Origin of the sequence: Saccharicrinis aurantiacus, from assembly GCF_001660705.2 — a bacterium.
GTDB lineage: Bacteria > Bacteroidota > Bacteroidia > Bacteroidales > Marinilabiliaceae > Saccharicrinis > Saccharicrinis aurantiacus.
This window is the reverse complement of sequence record NZ_LYBV02000035.1, coordinates 186,184-206,532: the sequence shown is the minus strand read 5'-3', so window position 1 is coordinate 206,532 and position 20,349 is coordinate 186,184. Positions and strand designations below refer to the sequence as shown.

13 protein-coding genes are annotated in these 20,349 nt (G+C 33.8%); 11 read left to right on the top strand and 2 right to left on the bottom strand.

All coding sequences use genetic code 11. The features are described 5' to 3' along the window. Position 1 precedes the first annotated feature (1 nt). Positions 2-1,174 (bottom strand): LamG domain-containing protein, encoded by a 1,173-nt coding sequence (locus A8B35_RS18765; protein WP_075603732.1) that lies wholly within the window; start codon positions 1,172-1,174, stop codon positions 2-4. 329 nt (positions 1,175-1,503) lie between these two features. Here A8B35_RS18765 and A8B35_RS18760 point away from each other — a divergent pair, with 329 nt between their 5' ends. The 5 genes from A8B35_RS18760 to A8B35_RS18740 all read left to right on the top strand — a co-directional run bounded on the left by A8B35_RS18760 (position 1,504) and on the right by A8B35_RS18740 (position 12,506). Further along, entirely contained in the window at positions 1,504-4,680 is a 3,177-nt protein-coding gene (locus A8B35_RS18760) for a glycoside hydrolase family 2 (RefSeq protein ID WP_075603731.1), read from the top strand. Positions 4,681-5,131: 451 nt separating this feature from the next. Next, complete coding sequence (locus tag A8B35_RS18755; RefSeq protein WP_075603730.1) at positions 5,132-7,465, top strand: TonB-dependent receptor plug domain-containing protein; 2,334 nt, start codon at positions 5,132-5,134, stop codon at positions 7,463-7,465. A 352-nt stretch (positions 7,466-7,817) separates the two neighbouring features. Continuing rightward, a complete protein-coding gene (gene kduI / locus A8B35_RS18750; protein WP_075603729.1) occupies positions 7,818-8,654 on the top strand; it encodes a 5-dehydro-4-deoxy-D-glucuronate isomerase in 837 nt (278 codons plus the stop codon). Between the two features lie 74 nt (positions 8,655-8,728). Next, positions 8,729-9,916, top strand: a complete 1,188-nt coding sequence (locus tag A8B35_RS18745) for a DUF4861 family protein (RefSeq protein WP_083634521.1) — start codon at positions 8,729-8,731, stop codon at positions 9,914-9,916. Between the two features lie 292 nt (positions 9,917-10,208). Continuing rightward, entirely contained in the window at positions 10,209-12,506 is a 2,298-nt protein-coding gene (locus A8B35_RS18740) for a TonB-dependent receptor plug domain-containing protein (protein ID WP_075603728.1), read from the top strand. Positions 12,507-12,608: 102 nt separating this feature from the next. On the opposite strand, the gene A8B35_RS18735 is transcribed toward A8B35_RS18740, so the two are convergent. Continuing rightward, a complete protein-coding gene (locus A8B35_RS18735) occupies positions 12,609-13,382 on the bottom strand; it encodes a S1/P1 nuclease (RefSeq protein WP_075603727.1) in 774 nt (257 codons plus the stop codon). A gap of 255 nt (positions 13,383-13,637) precedes the next feature. On the opposite strand from A8B35_RS18735, the gene A8B35_RS18730 reads away from it, so the two are divergent. From A8B35_RS18730 to trxB, 6 genes are all read left to right on the top strand, one after another. After that, positions 13,638-14,207 (top strand): RNA polymerase sigma-70 factor, encoded by a 570-nt coding sequence (locus A8B35_RS18730; protein ID WP_075603726.1) that lies wholly within the window; start codon positions 13,638-13,640, stop codon positions 14,205-14,207. A gap of 108 nt (positions 14,208-14,315) precedes the next feature. Beyond that, positions 14,316-14,459, top strand: a complete 144-nt coding sequence (locus A8B35_RS23410) for a hypothetical protein (protein ID WP_171973236.1) — start codon at positions 14,316-14,318, stop codon at positions 14,457-14,459. A 27-nt stretch (positions 14,460-14,486) separates the two neighbouring features. After that, positions 14,487-15,461: a FecR family protein gene (locus A8B35_RS18725; protein ID WP_075603725.1), complete on the top strand. Its 975-nt coding sequence runs from the start codon at positions 14,487-14,489 to the stop codon at positions 15,459-15,461. A gap of 39 nt (positions 15,462-15,500) precedes the next feature. Then, positions 15,501-18,143: a TonB-dependent receptor gene (locus tag A8B35_RS18720; RefSeq protein WP_075603724.1), complete on the top strand. Its 2,643-nt coding sequence runs from the start codon at positions 15,501-15,503 to the stop codon at positions 18,141-18,143. 3 nt (positions 18,144-18,146) lie between these two features. After that, on the top strand, positions 18,147-19,073 hold the full coding sequence (locus A8B35_RS18715; RefSeq protein WP_075603723.1) for a DUF4249 domain-containing protein: 927 nt from the start codon (positions 18,147-18,149) through the stop codon (positions 19,071-19,073). A 150-nt stretch (positions 19,074-19,223) separates the two neighbouring features. Beyond that, complete coding sequence (gene trxB / locus A8B35_RS18710) at positions 19,224-20,222, top strand: thioredoxin-disulfide reductase (protein ID WP_222844182.1); 999 nt, start codon at positions 19,224-19,226, stop codon at positions 20,220-20,222. Positions 20,223-20,349: the final 127 nt, after the last annotated feature.

Genomic DNA, 20,349 nt, shown 5'->3' with positions numbered 1-20,349 from the left:
GTTAAATATTAAAGTCTTTTTCTATTAATACCTTACCTGAATTCGATACTAGTTTAATTGCTACTTGCTTTGCTGATGATGATTTTAGCTTTAACTCTAGTTCATCGTTCCCCAAACCTTTATAGGCTTTAAGTTTTATGCTTTTAAGTGTAGTATCTCCATTTTTCACTGAGATATACAGCTTACAATCTTCATTAGCTTCGTAGGTATAATCTAATTTTAAAGTAGCATCTTGCAATTGCGTTTTAGCCTCAACATTAGCTTCAAAAACTTGGGCTGCGTAGCTACATTTTGTTTTTTTATTAATTGGCACTAGGCTATAACTTCTAACCCAATCGTAATAAGCGGTATTGATTTCTGGGTTTTCTAAATCAGCTACACTTGGTGCAGGCTGCCAGTTGTAGGTTTCAGTAACCATGTTTATTTGCATTGGTCTATCAAAAGGTTTCTTTGAAATGTCAGTTCTAAACTGAACCGTTTCCGACTCCTCATCATTTGCATAAAAGGTTACTTCGTGGGCGTCTTTCCACCAAGCAGCATAAATATGATAGGCATCGTATACGTTGCTTTTTAGTTTTACATCAGATCCCTTTGAAATAAAAGTTTCTTTTTTCTCTCCACACTTTACATATCTGTAATGGGTATTTGAATTCATCCCATTACGGAATTTTTCAAAAGTTGTACTTCCTCCAACGGCTTCTTGAATATCGAGCTCTTGACTGTATGAATCTGTTTCGCAATCGTCATTCTCGGTAAACAGCACTTTATCATTCGACATCCAAAACGTGGTTGACATAGCAATTTTTGATGCCTTGGCTTTACACTCATAATACCCGAAATGAGCCTCTTTTGTAATTGACGAAACAGCACCTCCGTACATAGTATATTCTGCTTTGCCAAACTTTTTCGTTTTGCTTAAAGCCCCACTCTTAATTTTCAAATTGCCATCAGATACAGATACGGCTTCAGGGTTAAACCAAGCAGGCTGTCTGCCTTTCCATCCACCATTAAATTCATTCATCCATTTGCTTTGATCTAATTCATTGCCATCAAACTCATCGGAGAATTGCACATTAATTACCCACCTGTAACCTTTAGGTGGTTTTGGAGGCTTAGCAGAAATTGTTACAAAACTGATGCAAAAAAATAGAATGATACTTGTTATTCTTGTCATGATATAGTACTTAATTTTGAACCTCTAAGATATCATTCTCATAAGCGTATGTGAGGAGATTATAGGTAGATAAATGGGGGGTGAAATAAAAAGTAAGTTATTCAGGAATACATTTAGCTTTTGGGGATACATCGAGCCAATTTGCTTAATATTGAGTTTACCCCTTTTTTATAGTTTATATACCACTACTATAATTGCTGAAGATTTCAGGAAACTCTTGGTAGGATCTTACAATTTCAATAAACACCCTATTTTTAGCTTAAAAAGACTGTTTTAACTAGCAATATCGCAGTATATTCACTTTCTGAAAATTCAAACAAACATAGATAATGAAGAAACTAACTATTGTTTTAGCATGCCTACTTTTTATCAGTAGTAGCTATGCTCAATTCGAAAAGAAAGAATGGCTTAACGAAGCTGTTTTTGGCATTAACAAAATGAATGGAAGAGCAACCTCGTACTCTTTCTCAAACATTGAAGATGCGAAAAACGGAGACCGTAATAAAACGGATATTACGTTTTTAAACGGCGATTGGAAATTCAATTATTCTGAAAAGGTAGATGAAAGAGTTACCGATTTTTATAAATCTGATTTTGATGTAAGCACTTGGGATAATATTGCAGTACCATCAAATTGGGAACTGAAAGGTTATGGAAAACCTGTTTACGTAAATTCGGATTTTGGTTTATCATTAAAACCACCACACTATCCATGGGAAAATGAGGTTGGTCAATACAGAACAACTTTTAACTGGAAATCTTCTTGGGAAAATAAACAAGTGATTTTGCATTTCGGTGGTGTTACCTCTGCATTCTATGTATGGGTTAATGGTGTCAAAGTAGGTTATAGCGAAGATAGTTGCTTACCTGCTGAATTCGACATCACTGAATACTTAAATGAAGGTGAGAATACAGTTTCTGTTGAAGCTTACAGATGGACGACAGGTGCATTTTTAGAAGATCAGGATCATTGGCGTTTAAGCGGTATTCACCGTGAGGTAATGATTTTAGCGCAACCAAAAGTATCACTTAACGACTTTTTTGTTCGCACTAAGTTTGATGAGCAATACAAAGATGCATTATTTCAAGTACGCCCTCGTATTACAAACATTTCGGGTAAAGCGTGTAATAAAATGAATGTTGTAGCTCAATTATTTGATGCTGATGGCAATGAAGTTATTTCTCCGATAAAACTAAGCGCAAACAAAGTAGTTAACGAATACTACCCACAACGCGATAACGTATATTTTGGCTTGATGGAGCAAAATGTTGCTAACCCACATAAATGGTCTGCAGAGAAGCCATATTTATATACTATGATTCTTTCTTTAGAAGATGAAAAAGGCGAAACTGTAGATATCCGCTCTCAAAAAGTTGGATTTAGAGATGTTACCATCGATGGAAATGTAATGCTTATTAATGGTAAAAAAGTAAAGCTATACGGTGTAAACCGCCACGATCATGACGAAGTAGGTGGTAAAGTAATGACTCGTGAAGCAATGGAAGAAGATATTAAATTATTGAAACAGTATAATTTAAATGCCATTCGTACTTCACACTACCCTAACGATCCTTATGTATATGACCTTTGCGATAAGTACGGAATTTATGTAATGGATGAAGCCAACCTTGAAACACATGCTGTTCGTGGTTTATTGAGTAACCAACCTACCTGGTCGGGAGCTTATGTTGATAGAGCCATCAGAATGGTAGAACGTGATAAAAACCACGCTAGTATCATTAGCTGGAGTTTAGGTAACGAGTCTGGTACTGGTCCAAACCACGCTGCCATGGCCGCTTGGATAAAAGATTATGATGCTACTCGTTTTATGCACTATGAGGGAGCGCAAGGCGATCCTAATCACAAGCAATACTTAAAGGTATTTTCAAAAGAATGGAAAGCCAGTGAGGCCATCCATTATGCAAATCCAACAGATCCGGCTTACGTTGATGTTTTAAGCAGAATGTATCCATCGCTTGAGGTATTAGAGGATATGGCTAATAACCCAAATATTAAACGCCCGGTGATGATGTGTGAATATGCACACGCCATGGGTAACTCATTGGGTAACATGAAAGAATATTGGGATATGATTCATAGCTATGACAATATTCTTGGTGGATTTATTTGGGATTGGATTGATCAAGGTATCCTGCAAACAGACGAAAATGGTAAAGAGTACTATGCTGTTGGTGGTGATTTTGGCGACAAGCAAAACGCAGGTAACTTCTGTTTAAATGGTATTATTGCATCAGACAGAACGGCTAAGCCTCAAATTATTGAGTGTAAATATGTGTATCAGCCTTATACATTTAATGCTGTTAATCTTAAAAAAGGTATTATTACAATCAATAACCGTCAATGGTTTAGTACTTCAAACGATGTTAGCTTTAAATGGGAACTTTGGCAGGATGGAAAGCTTTTACTAAAAGGAAATATTGCTCAGCCAAATATTGGTACTGAAGATTTTGCTCAAGTAACAATTCCGTTTAAGCAACCAAAAATTGTTGCAGGTGCTGAGTATTGGTTAAGAGTGAGCGCACATAGCACCAAAGATGAATTCTGGGCTCCTAAAGGATACGAAATTGCTAAAGAGCAATTTAAACTACCTATCGGAAAACCTGCTGTAGTAAATGCTAACACTAAGTATTCAGCAATTACTAAAGCTGAATCTGGTAATACAGTTACATTATCAAATAAAGCTTTTAAACTAACAATCGATTCTAAATCGGGTTATATTACTGCGCTTACAAAAGGTGATGTTGAAACTATTAATAGTGCTTTAAAGCCTAACTTTTGGAGACCATTAACTGATAATGATGAAAGAGGATGGAAACCACAAAAAGTTTCAGCATTTTGGAAAGACGCAGCTAGCAACTTAAAACTTACTTCTTTTAATATTGAAGAGCCAAGAGCGGGTGTAACAGTTATTAAAACAACACATGCTATTGATGGTAAGGTTAAATTAAACATTAACTACACGGTTAATGGTAAAGGTGAAGTGAAAGTAGATTATGCACTTGATGCCGACACATCATTACCTAAATTAGTTAGAGTTGGACTTACTACAACTGTACCAAATCAGCTTAATAAAATGAGCTTCTATGGTAAAGGCCCTTGGGAAAACTATAGCGATAGAAATACTGCTGCTGAAGTTAATGTATTCTCTGGTTCGGTTAACGATTTTGTGTTTGAATATGCACAACCACAAGAGTGTAGTAACCATACTGAAGTAAGATGGATGCAACTAAATAACAGCAAAGGTAAAGGTATCCACTTTAGTGGAGATAAGCCTTTAAGTGTTTCTGTATGGCCTTGGACGGCTGAATCATTATTCAACGCCAGACATACTAACGAAGTTAAAGTAGAAGATTTCTACACCCTTAATATTGATATGGTACAAACAGGTGTAGGTGGTTGCGATACATGGTCGCCTAAAGCAGAACCAATTACTCCATACCAATTATTATCTGGTAAATACGAGTATAGCATCACAATAAAATAAGACCTACTCTATTTCAAATAGATTTATTGTTAGTCAAAAACTTAAGACAGTTTGCTTTATGCAGACTGTCTTTTTTTGTGCCTTATTTCTATAAAAATTAAGACTGATTTCTTTTAATATCACCAGAAACTTCTCAAAGATAAACGTAAGGTACATGAGTGTTATATTTATCATAACGCCCGAACATATATTCACTAAGGAAAAGCTAGTACACTTCTATAAACTCACGCAAAAATACTCATACGGTTACGTTATAAAAGGGTATTCATTACTCATAACGAGCACACTCACACCCAACAAAACCAATTTTAGAAAACAGCTAGTACCCTTCCTAAGTCACTAACTGCCAAGACATACAGATTGTTAATGGACGTTAAATTAGCAACCTGACACACGCTAAATTCGTTAAGGAATTTAAATAAATTAATATTCTATTAACATAAAAAAACACATGAAATTTAATACTAACATTAACACATTAATTTTCAAATTTATCCTATTAACCAATTTATGCTTTTACAATGTGTCCGCTCAAGACCTGCAAGAAGATCTATTCCACTTATCCCTAGAGGAACTAATGAATTTAGAGGTAACAGTTGCCTCCAAGAAGGTAGAAAATATAAAAGAACTTGCATCCTCTATCTACGTAATATCGTCAAGCGATATTGAAAGATCTGGAGCAACAAATATATTTGAACTTTTAAGGGAAGTACCAGGATATTGGGGCGTGCAAAATGAATATTTAAATATTGATGCATATATGAGAAATGCATACGAAGGCTCTGTATTGGTTCTATTAGATGGAACGCCAATGACGGATATTATGTATTCAAGTTTTGCATACGATAATTTTGAAATACCTCTAATGCAAATTGATAGAATCGAAATAATAAAAGGTTCTGGAGGTACAGTATATGGCGCAAATTCAGCCTCAGGTGTTATCAGCATAACCACTAAAGATATTAATTCATTGTCTCCTTTATACGCCCAAGGAAAAATAGCCAACCCTGGGTATGCCGAAGCCGCAATTGGAGGAGGTAAATACCTAAGCAATAACGTATCCGTTAGCTACTACGGAAACTACAAGCACTTTAATGGATTTGATCAGAAATATTCTGGATTTGAAGGGAGCCGATTTACAGAAGATGATAATACTACAACAACATATTCTGCTGGTTTTAACGCTAAGTATAGAGTTAATGATAAACTAAACATTGGAACATCTGTGCACTATAGCGGGTACAACTCAAACAATTATAATGTATATGTACCTGTTGAAAACGCATACATACATGGCTCACTTGATAACCCTATGTTTGAAACTGAAGAAGAAATCAGGTATAGTCAGAGAAATAATAATCATCTTGTAGCAAATGCTAAAGCAGATTATTCCTTTACCGATAATCATAACCTATTTGTGCGCTTGTCAACAGATCGTCAAAAAATGGATCAACCATCTGCAGGAGGATTTACAACAAACAATAGCATCTATGATTTAGAGATCCAAGATAACTTCACACTAGGTTTTAATACCATTTCAACTGGAATAAACTACAGAAGTGTTAATTACGATATAAAAGATATCTTCTACGAGCATTCAATAGATTATATAGATAAACAAAATACAGAGAGTTTATCTGCTTTCTTTATTCAAGATAAGATGTCATTCTTTAACAATAAATTATCATTAATAATTGGTGCCAAGTTTGAAAACTTTTCATTAATAAATAATGATTACTACTTCTCTCCAATGGCAAAAATGGTATATATGCCAAATAACAAACTAACATTTTGGGGAGGATATTCATTATCTTATACAACGCCTGGGTATAACCAAACAAATATTGAATTAAGCATGTTCAAGGCTAAATCTCCTGAAGGAGCAGTTTTTGGTTACCTACTTGACCAAGGTCTAGAACATTCTTTTCTAAAAAGTCAGGAAGGCCAGGCCCTCATTGCACAAGTTTCACAGATGTCTGAATTTCAAGAATTGGCACAGCAGTTCCCTGGATACTTTGGTATTTCAGCAATTGGTTCAACCAATACCGAACCTGCTAGTTTCAAAAATATTGAATTTGGATTTAGAGCTCAAGTTTCAGAAAAGTTATATTTTGAATCTAATTTATATTTCACATATCTTGAAAATGGCGTAGTAAACAGTCCCTATGGATTTGACTACATAAACTCTCCTACCAATCCTTCTGAAGTAATAATCCCATATTATTACGGAAACTATATGAAAGGAAATAATTGGGGTGCTGAGACAATAGTCAAATATCAACCGAAAGAAGGAATCTTATTCGAGTTCTCTCATTCACTTTTTAAAGACAAACTAAATTTTCAAGAAAATGATGATTTCTCTATTTCAGAATTAAGTGACTACAGAATAGACTTTGAAGAGTACCCAACTGTACCGGAACATGTTTTTAGAGCAAAAACATACATTGACCTTCCTAAAAACTTTAGAGTTAATTTAACCGGATTATATGCAACTGCTTACTTTAACCGATTTAGCGGTGTTGAATCTGCTTATGAAACTGATAATGAAAGATTCCAACCAATATATGATGTGGTTTCTCGTACCAATAAGATTGGTGAACAAGATGAAAGGTTTATTTTAAACTTTAGAGTTGATAAATTTCTTTATGATAAAAAGTTAAATTTATATTTATATGGAAATGACATTTGTTCAAGTCCCTTTGTAGAATCTACAAACCAATTAGTTACAGGATATGCAAGACAAATAGGTAGATTATATGGATTTGGAATTAATTATACACTTTAGGTAGTTTAATTAAAATATTTTTATGGCGGCTGTCTCATTTTGAGACAGCCTTTTTTCATTCTATAATCCTAAACACCAGCCAACTAAAGTTTTCATTAACTAATCAACTAAAAAAGTAAATGTTTGCTGATTGAGAATTTTGGTTATGTCAGTCTCAATCTTTATTTATTTTGAAAAAAAAATCACTCCAATAGCCTGATAGATGTTGCGCTTTTATATATTTGTGCAAACGTTTGTATTTTCTTACATACTACAGAGCATATTCATTAGTAACAGAGAATTAAGAGTTTAAATATTATATTGCAATAGCGTGTGTAAAATTAAGTATTCAAGTTTTTAAAAAAATATTATTATGAGTTTAGAAGTAAGGTATGCCGTTCATCCAGAAGATGTAAAAAGTTATGATACCAACCGTATTCGCAAAGAGTTCTTAGTTGAAAAGGTAATGGTTCCGGGAGAAATTAACTTGGTTTATTCTTTTTACGATAGATACATTCTTGGTGGTGCTGTTCCTACTGATGAACCAATTGTACTAGAGGCTTATGACGAGTTAAAGGCTCCTTATTTCTTATACCGAAGAGAACTGGGTGTAATTAACGTTGGTGGCGATGCTAAAATTAGTGCAGGAGGTACAAGTTATACTTTAAAATATAAGGAAGCATTATATTTAGGTAAAGGAACCGAAGATGTTGTTTTTGAATCGGTAGATGCTAAAAACCCTGCTCGCTTATACATCAACTCCTCTCCTGCTCATAAAGAATTGCCATCAAAGCATATCACCCTTGGGGATGCTAATGTATTACAATTAGGTTCTTTAGAAACATCTAATGCTCGACAAATTAACCAGCTATTAGTAAAAGAAGTTATCGAAACTTGTCAGCTTCAAATGGGAATGACTGAGTTAAAACCAGGTAGCGTATGGAACACCATGCCTGCTCACACGCATAACAGAAGAATGGAAGCTTACTTCTATTTTGAAGTTCCAGACCAACAAGCTATTTGTCACTTTATGGGTCAACCCGATGAAACACGCCATATTTGGATGCAAAATGAACAAGCTGTATTATCACCTGCTTGGAGCATACACAGTGCTGCAGGAACCTCAAATTATATATTTATTTGGGGAATGGCAGGCGAAAACATGGACTATACTGATATGGACACACACCAACCTAATGAATTAAAATAATAGATTTAAGCCAGTTATTTATGTAACTGGCTTTCTTTTTAAACGGTCAATTATAATCTTAAAAACAACAACCAATGAGAATAATAAGCTTTTTAATATTATTATGCACTGTTATATTATATGGCTGCGCAGATAAAACACAAACACTAACTGTTAAAAACACCAACAACCACCCTATCACAGATAAAGCAGTTACCTTGAGCTTTAATAAGTCTTTAAATTATTTAAACAATCCCAATGGAGATGAAATAATTGCTATTGACTCTGATGGCGTTTTTTTAGCAACCCAAAACGATGATATAAACGACGATGGAAACATTGACGAAATTACTTTCTTAATCGACCTCAATGCTTCCGAAACAAAGCAAATCCATTTTAAAATTGCCACATCTGATGAACTCGCCTTATTTCCTCAAAGAACCAACATTAGATTCGGGAATAAGAAGGCTCCCTTTAATGAGATTACTAGTGCTAAAAGATTGCACTCTACAGAGAGCAAGTTAATTCAACCAATTTTTCAGATGGAAGGTCCTGCCTGGGAAAATGATATAGTAGGTTTCAGAAACTATTACGATGCAAGAAATGGAATCGACATTTTTGGTAAAAGAACCTCTAAAATGGCATTGGATAGCGTAGGTATTAAAGGCCAAAAATACCACTCCTTAGATTGGTGGGGAATGGATATTCTGAAGGTAGGAAATTCTCTTGGAGCAGGTGCTATTGCAATTGCTATAAACGACTCTATATACCGAGTAGGTCCTTGTAAAGAAGGATCTTATCGTTTTATTTGCGAAGGCCCTGTTAGAGCAATATTTGAATTAAATTATGAAGGTGTTCAAATATTAGATAGAGTTTATAACATAAAACATCAAATCAGTATTTATGCTGGTGAGTATGGTTATAAAAGCAAAGTATGGGTTGAAGGTCTGAAAGGTGATGAGGAATTAGTAACAGGTATTGTAGATTTGCACAATCTGCCACTAATTGCTGATGAAACCCAAATAAACCATATATTCATGACACATGGCAACCAAGGTTACGAAGATGAAATATTAGGAATGGCCATAACTGTAGATAAAAATGTGTTTATTAAAAATAAACCTGCTCCTAAAAAAGGGAACGGGATTACGCATACTTTCTGTACCCATTTAAAGTTAGAACAACCAACTGAATTTAGTTTCCATGTTGGATGGGAAGTACAAGACCCAAAGTTTAAAAAACAGGAATATTTTATGGAGCAACTAAAATATAAACTCGATTAAACGAAGTCATTAATAAAAAGCGAAGGAGGCTGTTTTGATTATCAAAACAGCCTCCTTCGCTTTTGTTATTATCAACCTACACACTAAGCAAATAAAAAACACTTTTTACATCAATAACCTGTAATATAGTATGAATAATCATTCAATTGTTAAAACAAAAAACAAAATCGTTAATGATAGTTAAATACATAACCTGTCATTAATCATGTCGTAACAGCTGCAAGTTGAGAACAAGTACACACTTAACTTTATATCTCAACTTTACGAATAAAACGAATAATTAACACACGGAATGAAAAAAAACAATTTAATGGTAGCAATACTAATGCTACTATCGCTTGCTCAAAGCGTATTTGCTCAAGAGCAAAGCGAAGACCTATTTGACCTCTCCCTTGAACAGTTAATGAATATGGAGGTTTCTGTAGCCTCAAAGAAATCGGAAAGTATTAAAGGGTTACCCTCTTCTGTTTACGTAATAACTGCAACTGATATTGAAAGATCTCCAGCAACTAACTTAACAGAATTGCTTCGAGAAGTACCTGGTTATTGGGGAGTACAGAATGAATACATGAACACCTCTGCTTTTATGCGAAATGATTACAGCGGATCAGTACTTGTTCTTTTAGATGGAACACCTATGAACGACTTAATGTACTCGTCATTTAACTACGACAACTTTGAATTACCGCTAAGTCAGATTGAGCGTATTGAAATTATAAAAGGCTCAGGTGGTACTATATATGGAGCTAACTCTGCTACAGGTGTAATAAGTATTGTAACTAAAAATGCAGATAACTTAACTCCAATATCTGCTACAGCAAAAATGGCATCGCCAAGCTATGCTGAAGGTTCTGTAAACGGAGGAAAGCAATTTGGAGGAAGAACAAAGATTGCTTATTACGGAAACTACAAACATTTTGGAGGGTACGATCAAGCCTATTCTGATTTTGAAGGTAGTAAGTATACCGAAGATGACAATACAACTAAAACGTATTCTGCCGGTTTTAACCTTGCCTATAAAGCAAACGAAAAATTAAACTTATCTGCTGCGTTTCACTATAGTGGATATCAATCAAATCATTATTATTCTTATTCTCCAATAGAAAGTTCAGTTATTGATGTTGATCCTTCAACTGGTGAATTTCAACTATCTTCAGAAGATATAGCATTTTTTGGAGAAAGAAATAACAGCCACCTAATCGGAAATATAAGAGCGGATTATGAATTCTCTGATTATCACAATTTATTTGTAAGAGTATCTACAGATAAGCAAAATGTTGATCAACCTTCAGCAGGTGGCTTTACAACCAATAACGGTATTATAGATGTTGAAATACAAGATAATTTTAAACTAGCCTTTAATAATTTATCTGTTGGAGTCAATTATAGATCGGTAAATTACGATAGTAATAATATTACACATGATCATTCAATAGGTATTACTGACAAAGAGAATACAGAGACACTTACATCATTTTTTGCTCAAGATAAAATGACTTTCTGGGATGATAAGCTCTCACTTTATATTGGTGCTAAATTTGAAAACTTCTCTCTACTAAATAGTAAATATTACTTCTCTCCAATGGCTAAGATGGTTTACATGCCAAATAACAAATTCACTGCTTGGGGAGGCTATTCACTATCATACACTACGCCTGGCTATAATCAAACAAACATTGAACTTAACATGTTTAGAGCATCTATGTCTCCAGAGTTACTTTATGTTTATTTAAAAGATCAGGGAATAACTGATGAATATTTACAAACAGAGGAAGGTCAACAATATTTTAATAATATTTTAACAAGCACTGATTTAGGTGTTGCTGCTATACCTTCATCTCATACAGATCCATCAAGCTTCAGAACTGCCGAACTAGGTGTAAGGTGGCAAATACTCGATAATTTACACTTTGAAACCAATGCATATTATACATGGATTAAGAATGGCTTAATAAATAGTCCTGTTGGATTTGGATTAACACAATCTAACCATTACGACGACTTATATATAATGCCTTTTTACTACGGTAACTATATGAAAGGTAATAACTGGGGTGCTGAATCTATTATTAAATATCAAGCCAATAGTAAATTATTGTTTGAGTTATCTCACTCATTATATATTGATGAATTATATTATCAAAATAATGATGACTTTGAAATTGACGATTTCAAAGATGATAGAATTGATGACAATGAATACCCTACAGTACCTGAAAATGTATTCAGAGCAAAAGCATATATTGACTTACCTTACGACTTTAAAGTTACCTTAACCGGATTATATGCAACTGCATATAGAAACCGATTTGGCGGAATCGAGTCTCCATATCAAAAAGATATGGAAAGATTTGAACCTCTATACCAACAAGGCAATAAAACAGTTAATGAAGCCGGAGCTAATGATAATAGAACTGTGTTTAATTTCCGAATAGATAGGTCATTTATGAGCAATTCATTAAATGTATTTATTTTCGGAAATGATGTATTCTCTTCCCCATTTGTAGAATCGGTTAATCAGTTACAAACCGTTTATCCTCGACAAGTAGGAAATATGTTTGGAGCAGGTATTACATATACCTTACATTAAAAAATGAATCTAATAGTAAAGAGGGAATTCGAATACGTATTCCCTCTTTCTTTTTTTGTAAGTTCTGTAATTACCTATATGGATATATTAATCACAAGCGATTTACTCTAGTAAGCTATTTAATAAATTACCTAATCTATATCCTGCCTTTTGTATTTGTTCTAACACAACAGGGTTAAAACGATGAACATAGGCATAGCTATAATTTTTGTCACCAGGATAGTTGTATATTTGGCGTGTTATCTCATGTGTTTCATTAACCCAATCAACCGTATTTAAAAGCTTTAAATCAGATTTTGATTCGATATTAGATTGACATGCAAAAGTGGCTAGTTCAGTATAACTAAGGCGAGAATAATCAATTATTTCTTCGTCCCAAAGTTTATGAAGGTTAGTCTTTTTACCAAACCAATTTACTTCTACTTTATTACCTCCTAAATCTTCAGATAAGCCAACGTGCATCGGTTGGTGTGCATCGCCAACTAAATGAACAAGCATCTTAAGAGCAATTATTTTATCCTCAACAGAAGAGTTATCGCTTTGTAATGTTTGCTTCATATCCTCAATAATAGTAACAATATCTCCACTACTATTTTTCTCCGAAGACTGATAATCTTTATCTAAAGGCATATTTACATAATGCGGAAGTTTACCCAGTTTATTATCTTTTTCAGAACGTATTTCATCTGCCCAATTAGCAACAATAGGAATATAATCACTTCCCAATAACGCTTCAATTTCAGCTTTCGTTTTTTCGCTAAGTTGTTGATATGCAATTTTTGCTATAGCTCTGTGCCCTGTGCTACCCCATGCTCTAACCTGTTGTGTTAAAAGGGATATACATACAAATAGGAGGCTAATCTTTAAAGTCTTCATTTTAAATAGTATTTTTCAGCTCAAATATCAACAATTATGCCAACACAAAATATCGCATTTTATATTAATTTTAAATCTATATACAAAAAGTTTAATCTGTTAAGAAAAGGAGTTGCTCACCACACATAAACATTAAGCAGATTATAAATAAAGTTCTGTTATTTCATGTAGCAAAAATAACCACTCATATAACAATTATCACGTTTAACTACTTTTTACAATAGTGTACAGCATTTTTTAATAGTTTTGCATCACATGGATGATAAGTTATTAATTGATAAAATCCACTCTGGGTCTTCCGATGCATTTGAACACGTATTTATGGTTTATTATCAACCATTATCAGTTTTCGCATGCAAACTTGTTGGCGATTTAGATTTAGCCAAAGACATTGTACAAGATGTTCTTGTTCACTTCTTCGAAAAGCATAACGAACTTAACATTCATACTTCTTTAAAAGCGCATTTGTATCAATCGGTTAAAAATAAATGCTTAAACCATCTTAAAAGAGAAAAAATAATTAGAACGCACCACTCTTCAATATTCGTTGAAAAAAAGGCACAAGAAGAAGTTTTTAATGATTTGTTGGAAGAAACCGAGCTCGAAAATCAATTAAATAATATAATTCAAACCTTACCTAAACAATGCCAACGTATTTTTGAGATGAGCCGATTTCAGGGTAAATCTAATCAAGAAATTGCGGATGAATTATCTATTTCTAAAAGAACAGTTGAAACGCAAATTAGCAACGCATTAAAAAAATTAAAGGTAAAATTACTTCCATACCTTAAAATACTAATGCTTGTGTTACATATTTTTATTTAAATTATGAGCTAATTGCTCAACCATTAATTGAAGTAATTGCATTTTTTTGCAATTTCTATACGTGTTATATATTTTAGGATTGTCTAACAGAAACAAAAATCAAATCTTATGGAGTTTTTATTACAATTATTTGCAGAATTAGTTATCAATAAGGAAGACGGTGAGATAATATCAGAAAAGACTGCAGAAGTAAACGATAGCCTTGAAAATTCAGATGCTGAAGAATTTTTTAGCATGATGCATTTTCATTAAAAATTACAATATTATAAGGAGTACACATTGAATAAACCAGAACTAAATATAGAGCATTTAATTGCAGCTTTCCTCTCAAAGAGTATATCTGATAAAGAGCTTGAGATTCTTAACCATTGGAAGAATGAGAATTCTGAGAATGAAAAGGAATTTAAGTTATATGTGGATACTTGGGAAAGATCTTGCGGTTTAAAGCTGTTTCAGCAGATTAATGCTTCTGAGGACTGGTGCAAGGTTAAAGCCAAACTTAGTAACAAAAAAACTCCTAAAATTAATCGCCCCTACCGATTCTTTTCAAAAGTTGCAGCCGTTTTACTACCTGCAATTATTTTAACAGGAGTTGGTCTTTATTGGACTACCCCCGGTTTTGGAAGATGGGATACTGCAAGCACAGATCAAAATACCAAAGAAATAACGCTGCCCGATTCGAGCAAGATTATTCTAAATAGCAATAGTAAAATTATATACCTTAAAAAATTTAATCAAACAGATTCTCGTGAGATTAAACTCAACGGAGAAGCTTATTTTAAAGTAAGTCATAATAAACAAAAGCCTTTCACAGTAAAAACCGATAATATTTTGGTTTCAGTATTAGGAACAGAGTTTAATGTGAACGACAAACGTAATATTGCAACAGTATCGGTAACCAAAGGAAAGGTAAAAGTGTCTGATCCTAAAAACAATAGTCTTATTCTTACTAAAGGTGAAAGTGCCATTTATAATAATGGTAAATTAACCGAGGCAGATAACAATACAACAAACGACATATATTGGCTTACCCAGAAACTTGTATTTGAAGAGGCAACATTAAGTGAAATATGCAAATCATTGCAAAAGGCTTATCCTGAAATTAAATCGATAAAATTTAATGCAAAGAAGTCGGATATTAAAATAACTACTTCGTTTAATCAACAAACTCTTAAGGAAGTTATTGAAGAATTACACATTCATTTCGGAAAAAAATTCACTTTCAATGGTAAAGTTTTGACAATCTCTGATTAAATTCGCTTTCTTATAGCGTTTTTATTTGTCAATACTTTAATGCACATAAAACCGATTACATCTACCTTTCTGTTTATCATACTATTGTGTTTATCCATAAACACCAATGCCCAAGATGTACTTAATCGGCAAATCACATTAACAAAAACAGAAGGATCGGCAAAAGAAATACTTCAAGAGATTGAACTACAAGCAGAAATTCTTTTTAGCTACAGTAATAAAATATGCTTAAGTGAAAATATAATACTCTCAGAAAGCACCAATACAATCGACCATTTTTTATCGGAGATATTTGCTGAATGCCCAGTAGAGTATAAAATAAGATCTCGAAAAATTATTCTACTACCTAAACCACCTCCTGAAGTAAGTAATAACATTAGGGTAAGTGGATTTGTAAAAAGCAGAAAAAGCAAAGAAGCTCTAATAGGAGCCTCGGTATATCACAATAATAAAACTTTAGGTACAAGCAGTAATTCTTTTGGATATTATAGCTTTGAAATTCCCAAAGGGGAAACTTCAATTCTCTCTTCATTTATTGGGTTTAGAACCAAAAACATTCATATCAATGCCTATAAAGATACTACAATAAACTTTTTCTTAGAACTAAACTCCAACCTCGAAGAAGTGAAGGTTATTCAGAACATGAGTGCTGAAGAAATAAACACTACAAGAAGCAGCACTATAACTGTACCAATTGAGCAAATAACCGAGATGCCTTTATTCATGGGCGAAGTAGATGTTATCAAATCCTTGCAACTATTACCCGGAATTAATAGTGGTAGCGAAGGTTTAAATGGTTTCTATGTTAGAGGTGGTGGATCTGATCAAAATCTATTTCTTCTTGATGATGTACCCATTTATAATATATCTCACCTATTAGGTTTCTTCTCTATTTTTAATGCTGATGCCATTAACAGTGTTAATATTACAAAAGCGGGTTTTCCGGCTAGGTACGGAGGCCGTTTATCATCGGTACTAGATATTAGAATGAAAGATGGCAATAAAGAAAAGATAAAGGGTACAGCTAGCATAGGTGCTATCTCATCAAAAATAGCTTTAGATGGCCCTATTAAATCAGAAAAAACAACCTTTAATTTCTCTGCACGAAGGTCTTACTTTGATTTATTCTCATCCTTATTCCAAAGTGGCTCAGAAGCTAAATCCTCCTTCTTTTTTTATGATACAAACCTAAAGTTGAGTCATGAATTCTCACCAAAAAATAAAGTTTATGCAAGCTTCTATGCCGGAAAAGATAAATTCTTCACCAAATACAATTACAACACTGTTCGTAATCCAAATCAACCTCCCGAAGGTACTGAAACCTTAAATATTAATGATGAAAGTAATTCAGGATGGATTAATCAAATGGCTGCTTTAAGGTGGAACAAACTATACAACAGTAAACTATTCTCAAATATCACAGTTGCCTATAGTCAATACAGCTACTTTATAGGATTTGAGCAAAATGAAATAGAAACCAATACTTGGAATTATTATGAGCAAAAGTATAATAGCGGCATTACCGATTTGTTGAGCAAAGTAGATTTTGATTACTTCTTAAATAACAACCATCATATTAAATTTGGTGGCAATTATACTTATCACACTTTTAAACCTGGAATTGACATTGTTAAACGGGTGCAGAATATTGAAACAGTGATTGATTCAACTATTGGTGGCGATAATATTTATGGTAATGAATTCTATTTATATGTTGAAGATGATTTTCATTTAACTCCAAAACTAAAAATGAATGTAGGCTTGCATTCTGCTAGTTATTTCACATCTAGTCAAGCTTATCATTCATTACAACCAAGGTTCTCTGCTCGTTACTTGCTCACCCCCAAATTAGCTTTTAAAACCTCTTTCTCAAGGATGACGCAATTTATGCATTTGGTTACATCAGGCTCTCTTGCATTACCAACTGATATTTGGATCCCTGTAACAGATAAAATTAAACCGCAGCACTCTAATCAATATACATTAAGTTCAACCTGGCAAATTCAAAATGGTTTCGACTTAACTGTAGAAACTTATTACAAAGATAATCAGCAACTTTTAATGATTAACCCCGAAAATAGTTATTCATCTATTGAAGAAGGTGCAATTTTTGGTGATGGATATGCACACGGAATAGAGTTTCTAGTGCATAAAAAGACCGATAAACTAACCGGTTGGTTCGGATATACTTGGTCTAAATCCATGAATAGATTTAGCGAACTAAATAAAGGTGAATACTTCCCCACGCTAAATGATAGAAGGCATGATGTTGGGATTTACAGTAACTATAAAATAAATCCTCGCATGAGTATTTCTGCAACCTGGGCCTTTAGTTCGGGGAACGCAGTTACACTTCCTTCTCAAAAATATTACAAACCACAATTACCTAGTAATGGAACGCTTGAAAATGGTGATTACTCAGAACACATCGACGAGATACATGGCTACAGAATGCCTGTTTACCACCGCCTCGACATTGGTGTTAACATGACCAAAGAAATTAGATGGGGACAACAAACTTGGAGTATGGGTTTATACAATGCTTATGGTAGACAAAATGCCTTCTCATTATATTTCGATTCTAATTATGATTCTGAGGGTAATTTGGTCGATCGGCAACTAAACCAACTGAGTATTTTTCCATTTCCTCTACCTTACATTAGATACACCATAAAATTTTAAACTATGTGTAATAGTAAGTATATAATATATTGGTTAAAGCTCATTCTTCTCGTGCTGATATCTAGTGCCTGCGAAAAAAGTTTAGATTATCAGGTAAATAACCAACCGGCTAAACCTGTTCTGTTTTCATTTCCAATGCCGGATAGTATATTAAAAGTTCATCTTAGTCTTACAACTGATATACTCGACAATAATTCTTTTAGCTATTTAAATAACGCACAACTAGATGCCTATATAAACGACACACTCATTTTTACTAGTCCGTACCCGCAAAACAGAGAATGGTTCACAATCCCATCTATTAAGGGTGAAACTGCTAGTAATTACAAACTAATAGTAGTTACTAATGATGGAGATAGCCTAAGCTCAAACACAACCATTCCAAAGGCTACACCAATAGTTAAGTTAGAACAGGGTAATTCTAAAACAGTATTACAAGATGACATTTATGAGGTTAACTATAAATTCATCTGTCATTTTTCAGACCCTAAATACGAACAAAATTATTACCAACTTAGGGTTGATGCATTTAAAAATAATATACCTTCCCCAAGCATCTATACTATAAACTACATTAAAGACGATCCTGTATTTATATACCTAGAAAACGAGAGTGATTTGCTAGCAGGTATCGATTATCAAGGAAGCTTTAACGATGCACTAATCGATGGTATGGATTATGAGCTAAAATTGTCAATTCCTAAAAGTGAATTAACAAATGAAGATGGATCAATTAATACTGAGTTAGAGTTTCATTTATATTCAATTAGCAAAGAATACTATTCGTATCTCAGATCTAGCATTGCTGAAGAAGCTAACCGTAATAATATATTTTACGAACCAAGCAATATTTATTCTAATGTAGATGGTGGAATCGGTGCTGTTGCTGGACTATCTGTCTCAAAAATGAGAATAATATTAAACGAATAATCATTAAGACAAAAATATTATAACAAAGTAGATGAACAGGATAATTTGTCAGTTGTTATTATGACAAAATTTGCTTTTTTTGTACTCTTAAGCAAAAGGTATAATTTTTGACTCAAAACAGTCTAAATAAATAGATGTAAGCTTAAAATTATGGCATTATTTGGTAAAATAGAAAACTTGGAAACCCCAGGTGACAATATAAAAGAAGATATGGAAACTGAAAAAGTAAAAGTACTGATTATTGGATCGGGTCCTGCAGGATATACAGCTGCAATATATGCAGCCAGAGCTAACTTAAGCCCCGTGATGTACGAAGGCATGCAACCTGGTGGACAATTAACAACTACAACAGAAGTTGAAAACTTCCCAGGATACCCTAAAGGAATTACAGGACCTGAGATGATGACAGACTTAAAAGAACAAGCTGCACGTTTTGGTACAGATATTCGTTTTGGATATGCCAGCGGAGCCGATTTTTCTCAGCGTCCATTTAAAGTTACTGTTGATGCAAACAAAGTTATTGAGGCTGAATCGGTAATTATTGCTACAGGTGCAACAGCCAAATATCTTGGGTTAGAAGATGAACAAAAATATGCTGGTTCAGGAGTTTCTGCCTGTGCAACATGTGATGGGTTCTTTTATAGAGGCAAAACTGTTGGTGTTGTAGGAGGTGGTGATACTGCTGCTGAAGAAGCAATGTACTTGGCTGGTTTAGCTGAAAAAGTATATTTAATTGTTAGAAGAGACGAGTTACGTGCTTCTAAGGTCATGCAGCAACGCGTTATTGATACGCCAAATATTGAAATCCTATGGAAACATCAAACTTTAGGTTTATTCGGTAATGGAGTGGTTGAAGGTGCTACTCTTGTGAAAAACAAAGGTGAAGCAGATGAAAAGGAAGTAAAAGTTGAGATGGATGGATTTTTCTTAGCTATTGGTCACTCTCCAAACTCTGATATCTTTAAAGATTACCTCAACACTGATGATGTAGGATATATTCAAACCGAAGCTAACACTTCTAAAACTAATGTAGAGGGTGTTTTTGCTTGTGGCGATGTAATGGATAATCAATACCGTCAGGCAATTACAGCTGCAGGTTCAGGATGTAAAGCTGCGATGGATGCTGAGCGCTTTTTAAGTGAACAATAATTCATTATAATACAAACGATTAACAGAAAGCATCTAGATAGATTATCTAGGTGCTTTTTTTATTTTATACCTATATATATCCCTTCCCTCTCAAGGATTTTTGCGGTATTTTATCTTTCTTTGCCAC

Bases quoted from the DNA above. Each gene is read 5' to 3' on its own strand.
- A8B35_RS18765 (WP_075603732.1), bottom strand. From the start codon at position 1,174: ATGACAAGAATAACAAGTATCATTCTATTTTTTTGCATCAGTTTTGTA.
- A8B35_RS18760 (WP_075603731.1), top strand. From the start codon at position 1,504: ATGAAGAAACTAACTATTGTTTTAGCATGCCTACTTTTTATCAGTAGT.
- A8B35_RS18755 (WP_075603730.1), top strand. From the start codon at position 5,132: ATGAAATTTAATACTAACATTAACACATTAATTTTCAAATTTATCCTA.
- kduI (WP_075603729.1), top strand. From the start codon at position 7,818: ATGAGTTTAGAAGTAAGGTATGCCGTTCATCCAGAAGATGTAAAAAGT.
- A8B35_RS18745 (WP_083634521.1), top strand. From the start codon at position 8,729: ATGAGAATAATAAGCTTTTTAATATTATTATGCACTGTTATATTATAT.
- A8B35_RS18740 (WP_075603728.1), top strand. From the start codon at position 10,209: ATGAAAAAAAACAATTTAATGGTAGCAATACTAATGCTACTATCGCTT.
- A8B35_RS18735 (WP_075603727.1), bottom strand. From the start codon at position 13,382: ATGAAGACTTTAAAGATTAGCCTCCTATTTGTATGTATATCCCTTTTA.
- A8B35_RS18730 (WP_075603726.1), top strand. From the start codon at position 13,638: ATGGATGATAAGTTATTAATTGATAAAATCCACTCTGGGTCTTCCGAT.
- A8B35_RS23410 (WP_171973236.1), top strand. From the start codon at position 14,316: ATGGAGTTTTTATTACAATTATTTGCAGAATTAGTTATCAATAAGGAA.
- A8B35_RS18720 (WP_075603724.1), top strand. From the start codon at position 15,501: ATGCACATAAAACCGATTACATCTACCTTTCTGTTTATCATACTATTG.
- A8B35_RS18715 (WP_075603723.1), top strand. From the start codon at position 18,147: ATGTGTAATAGTAAGTATATAATATATTGGTTAAAGCTCATTCTTCTC.
- trxB (WP_222844182.1), top strand. From the start codon at position 19,224: ATGGCATTATTTGGTAAAATAGAAAACTTGGAAACCCCAGGTGACAAT.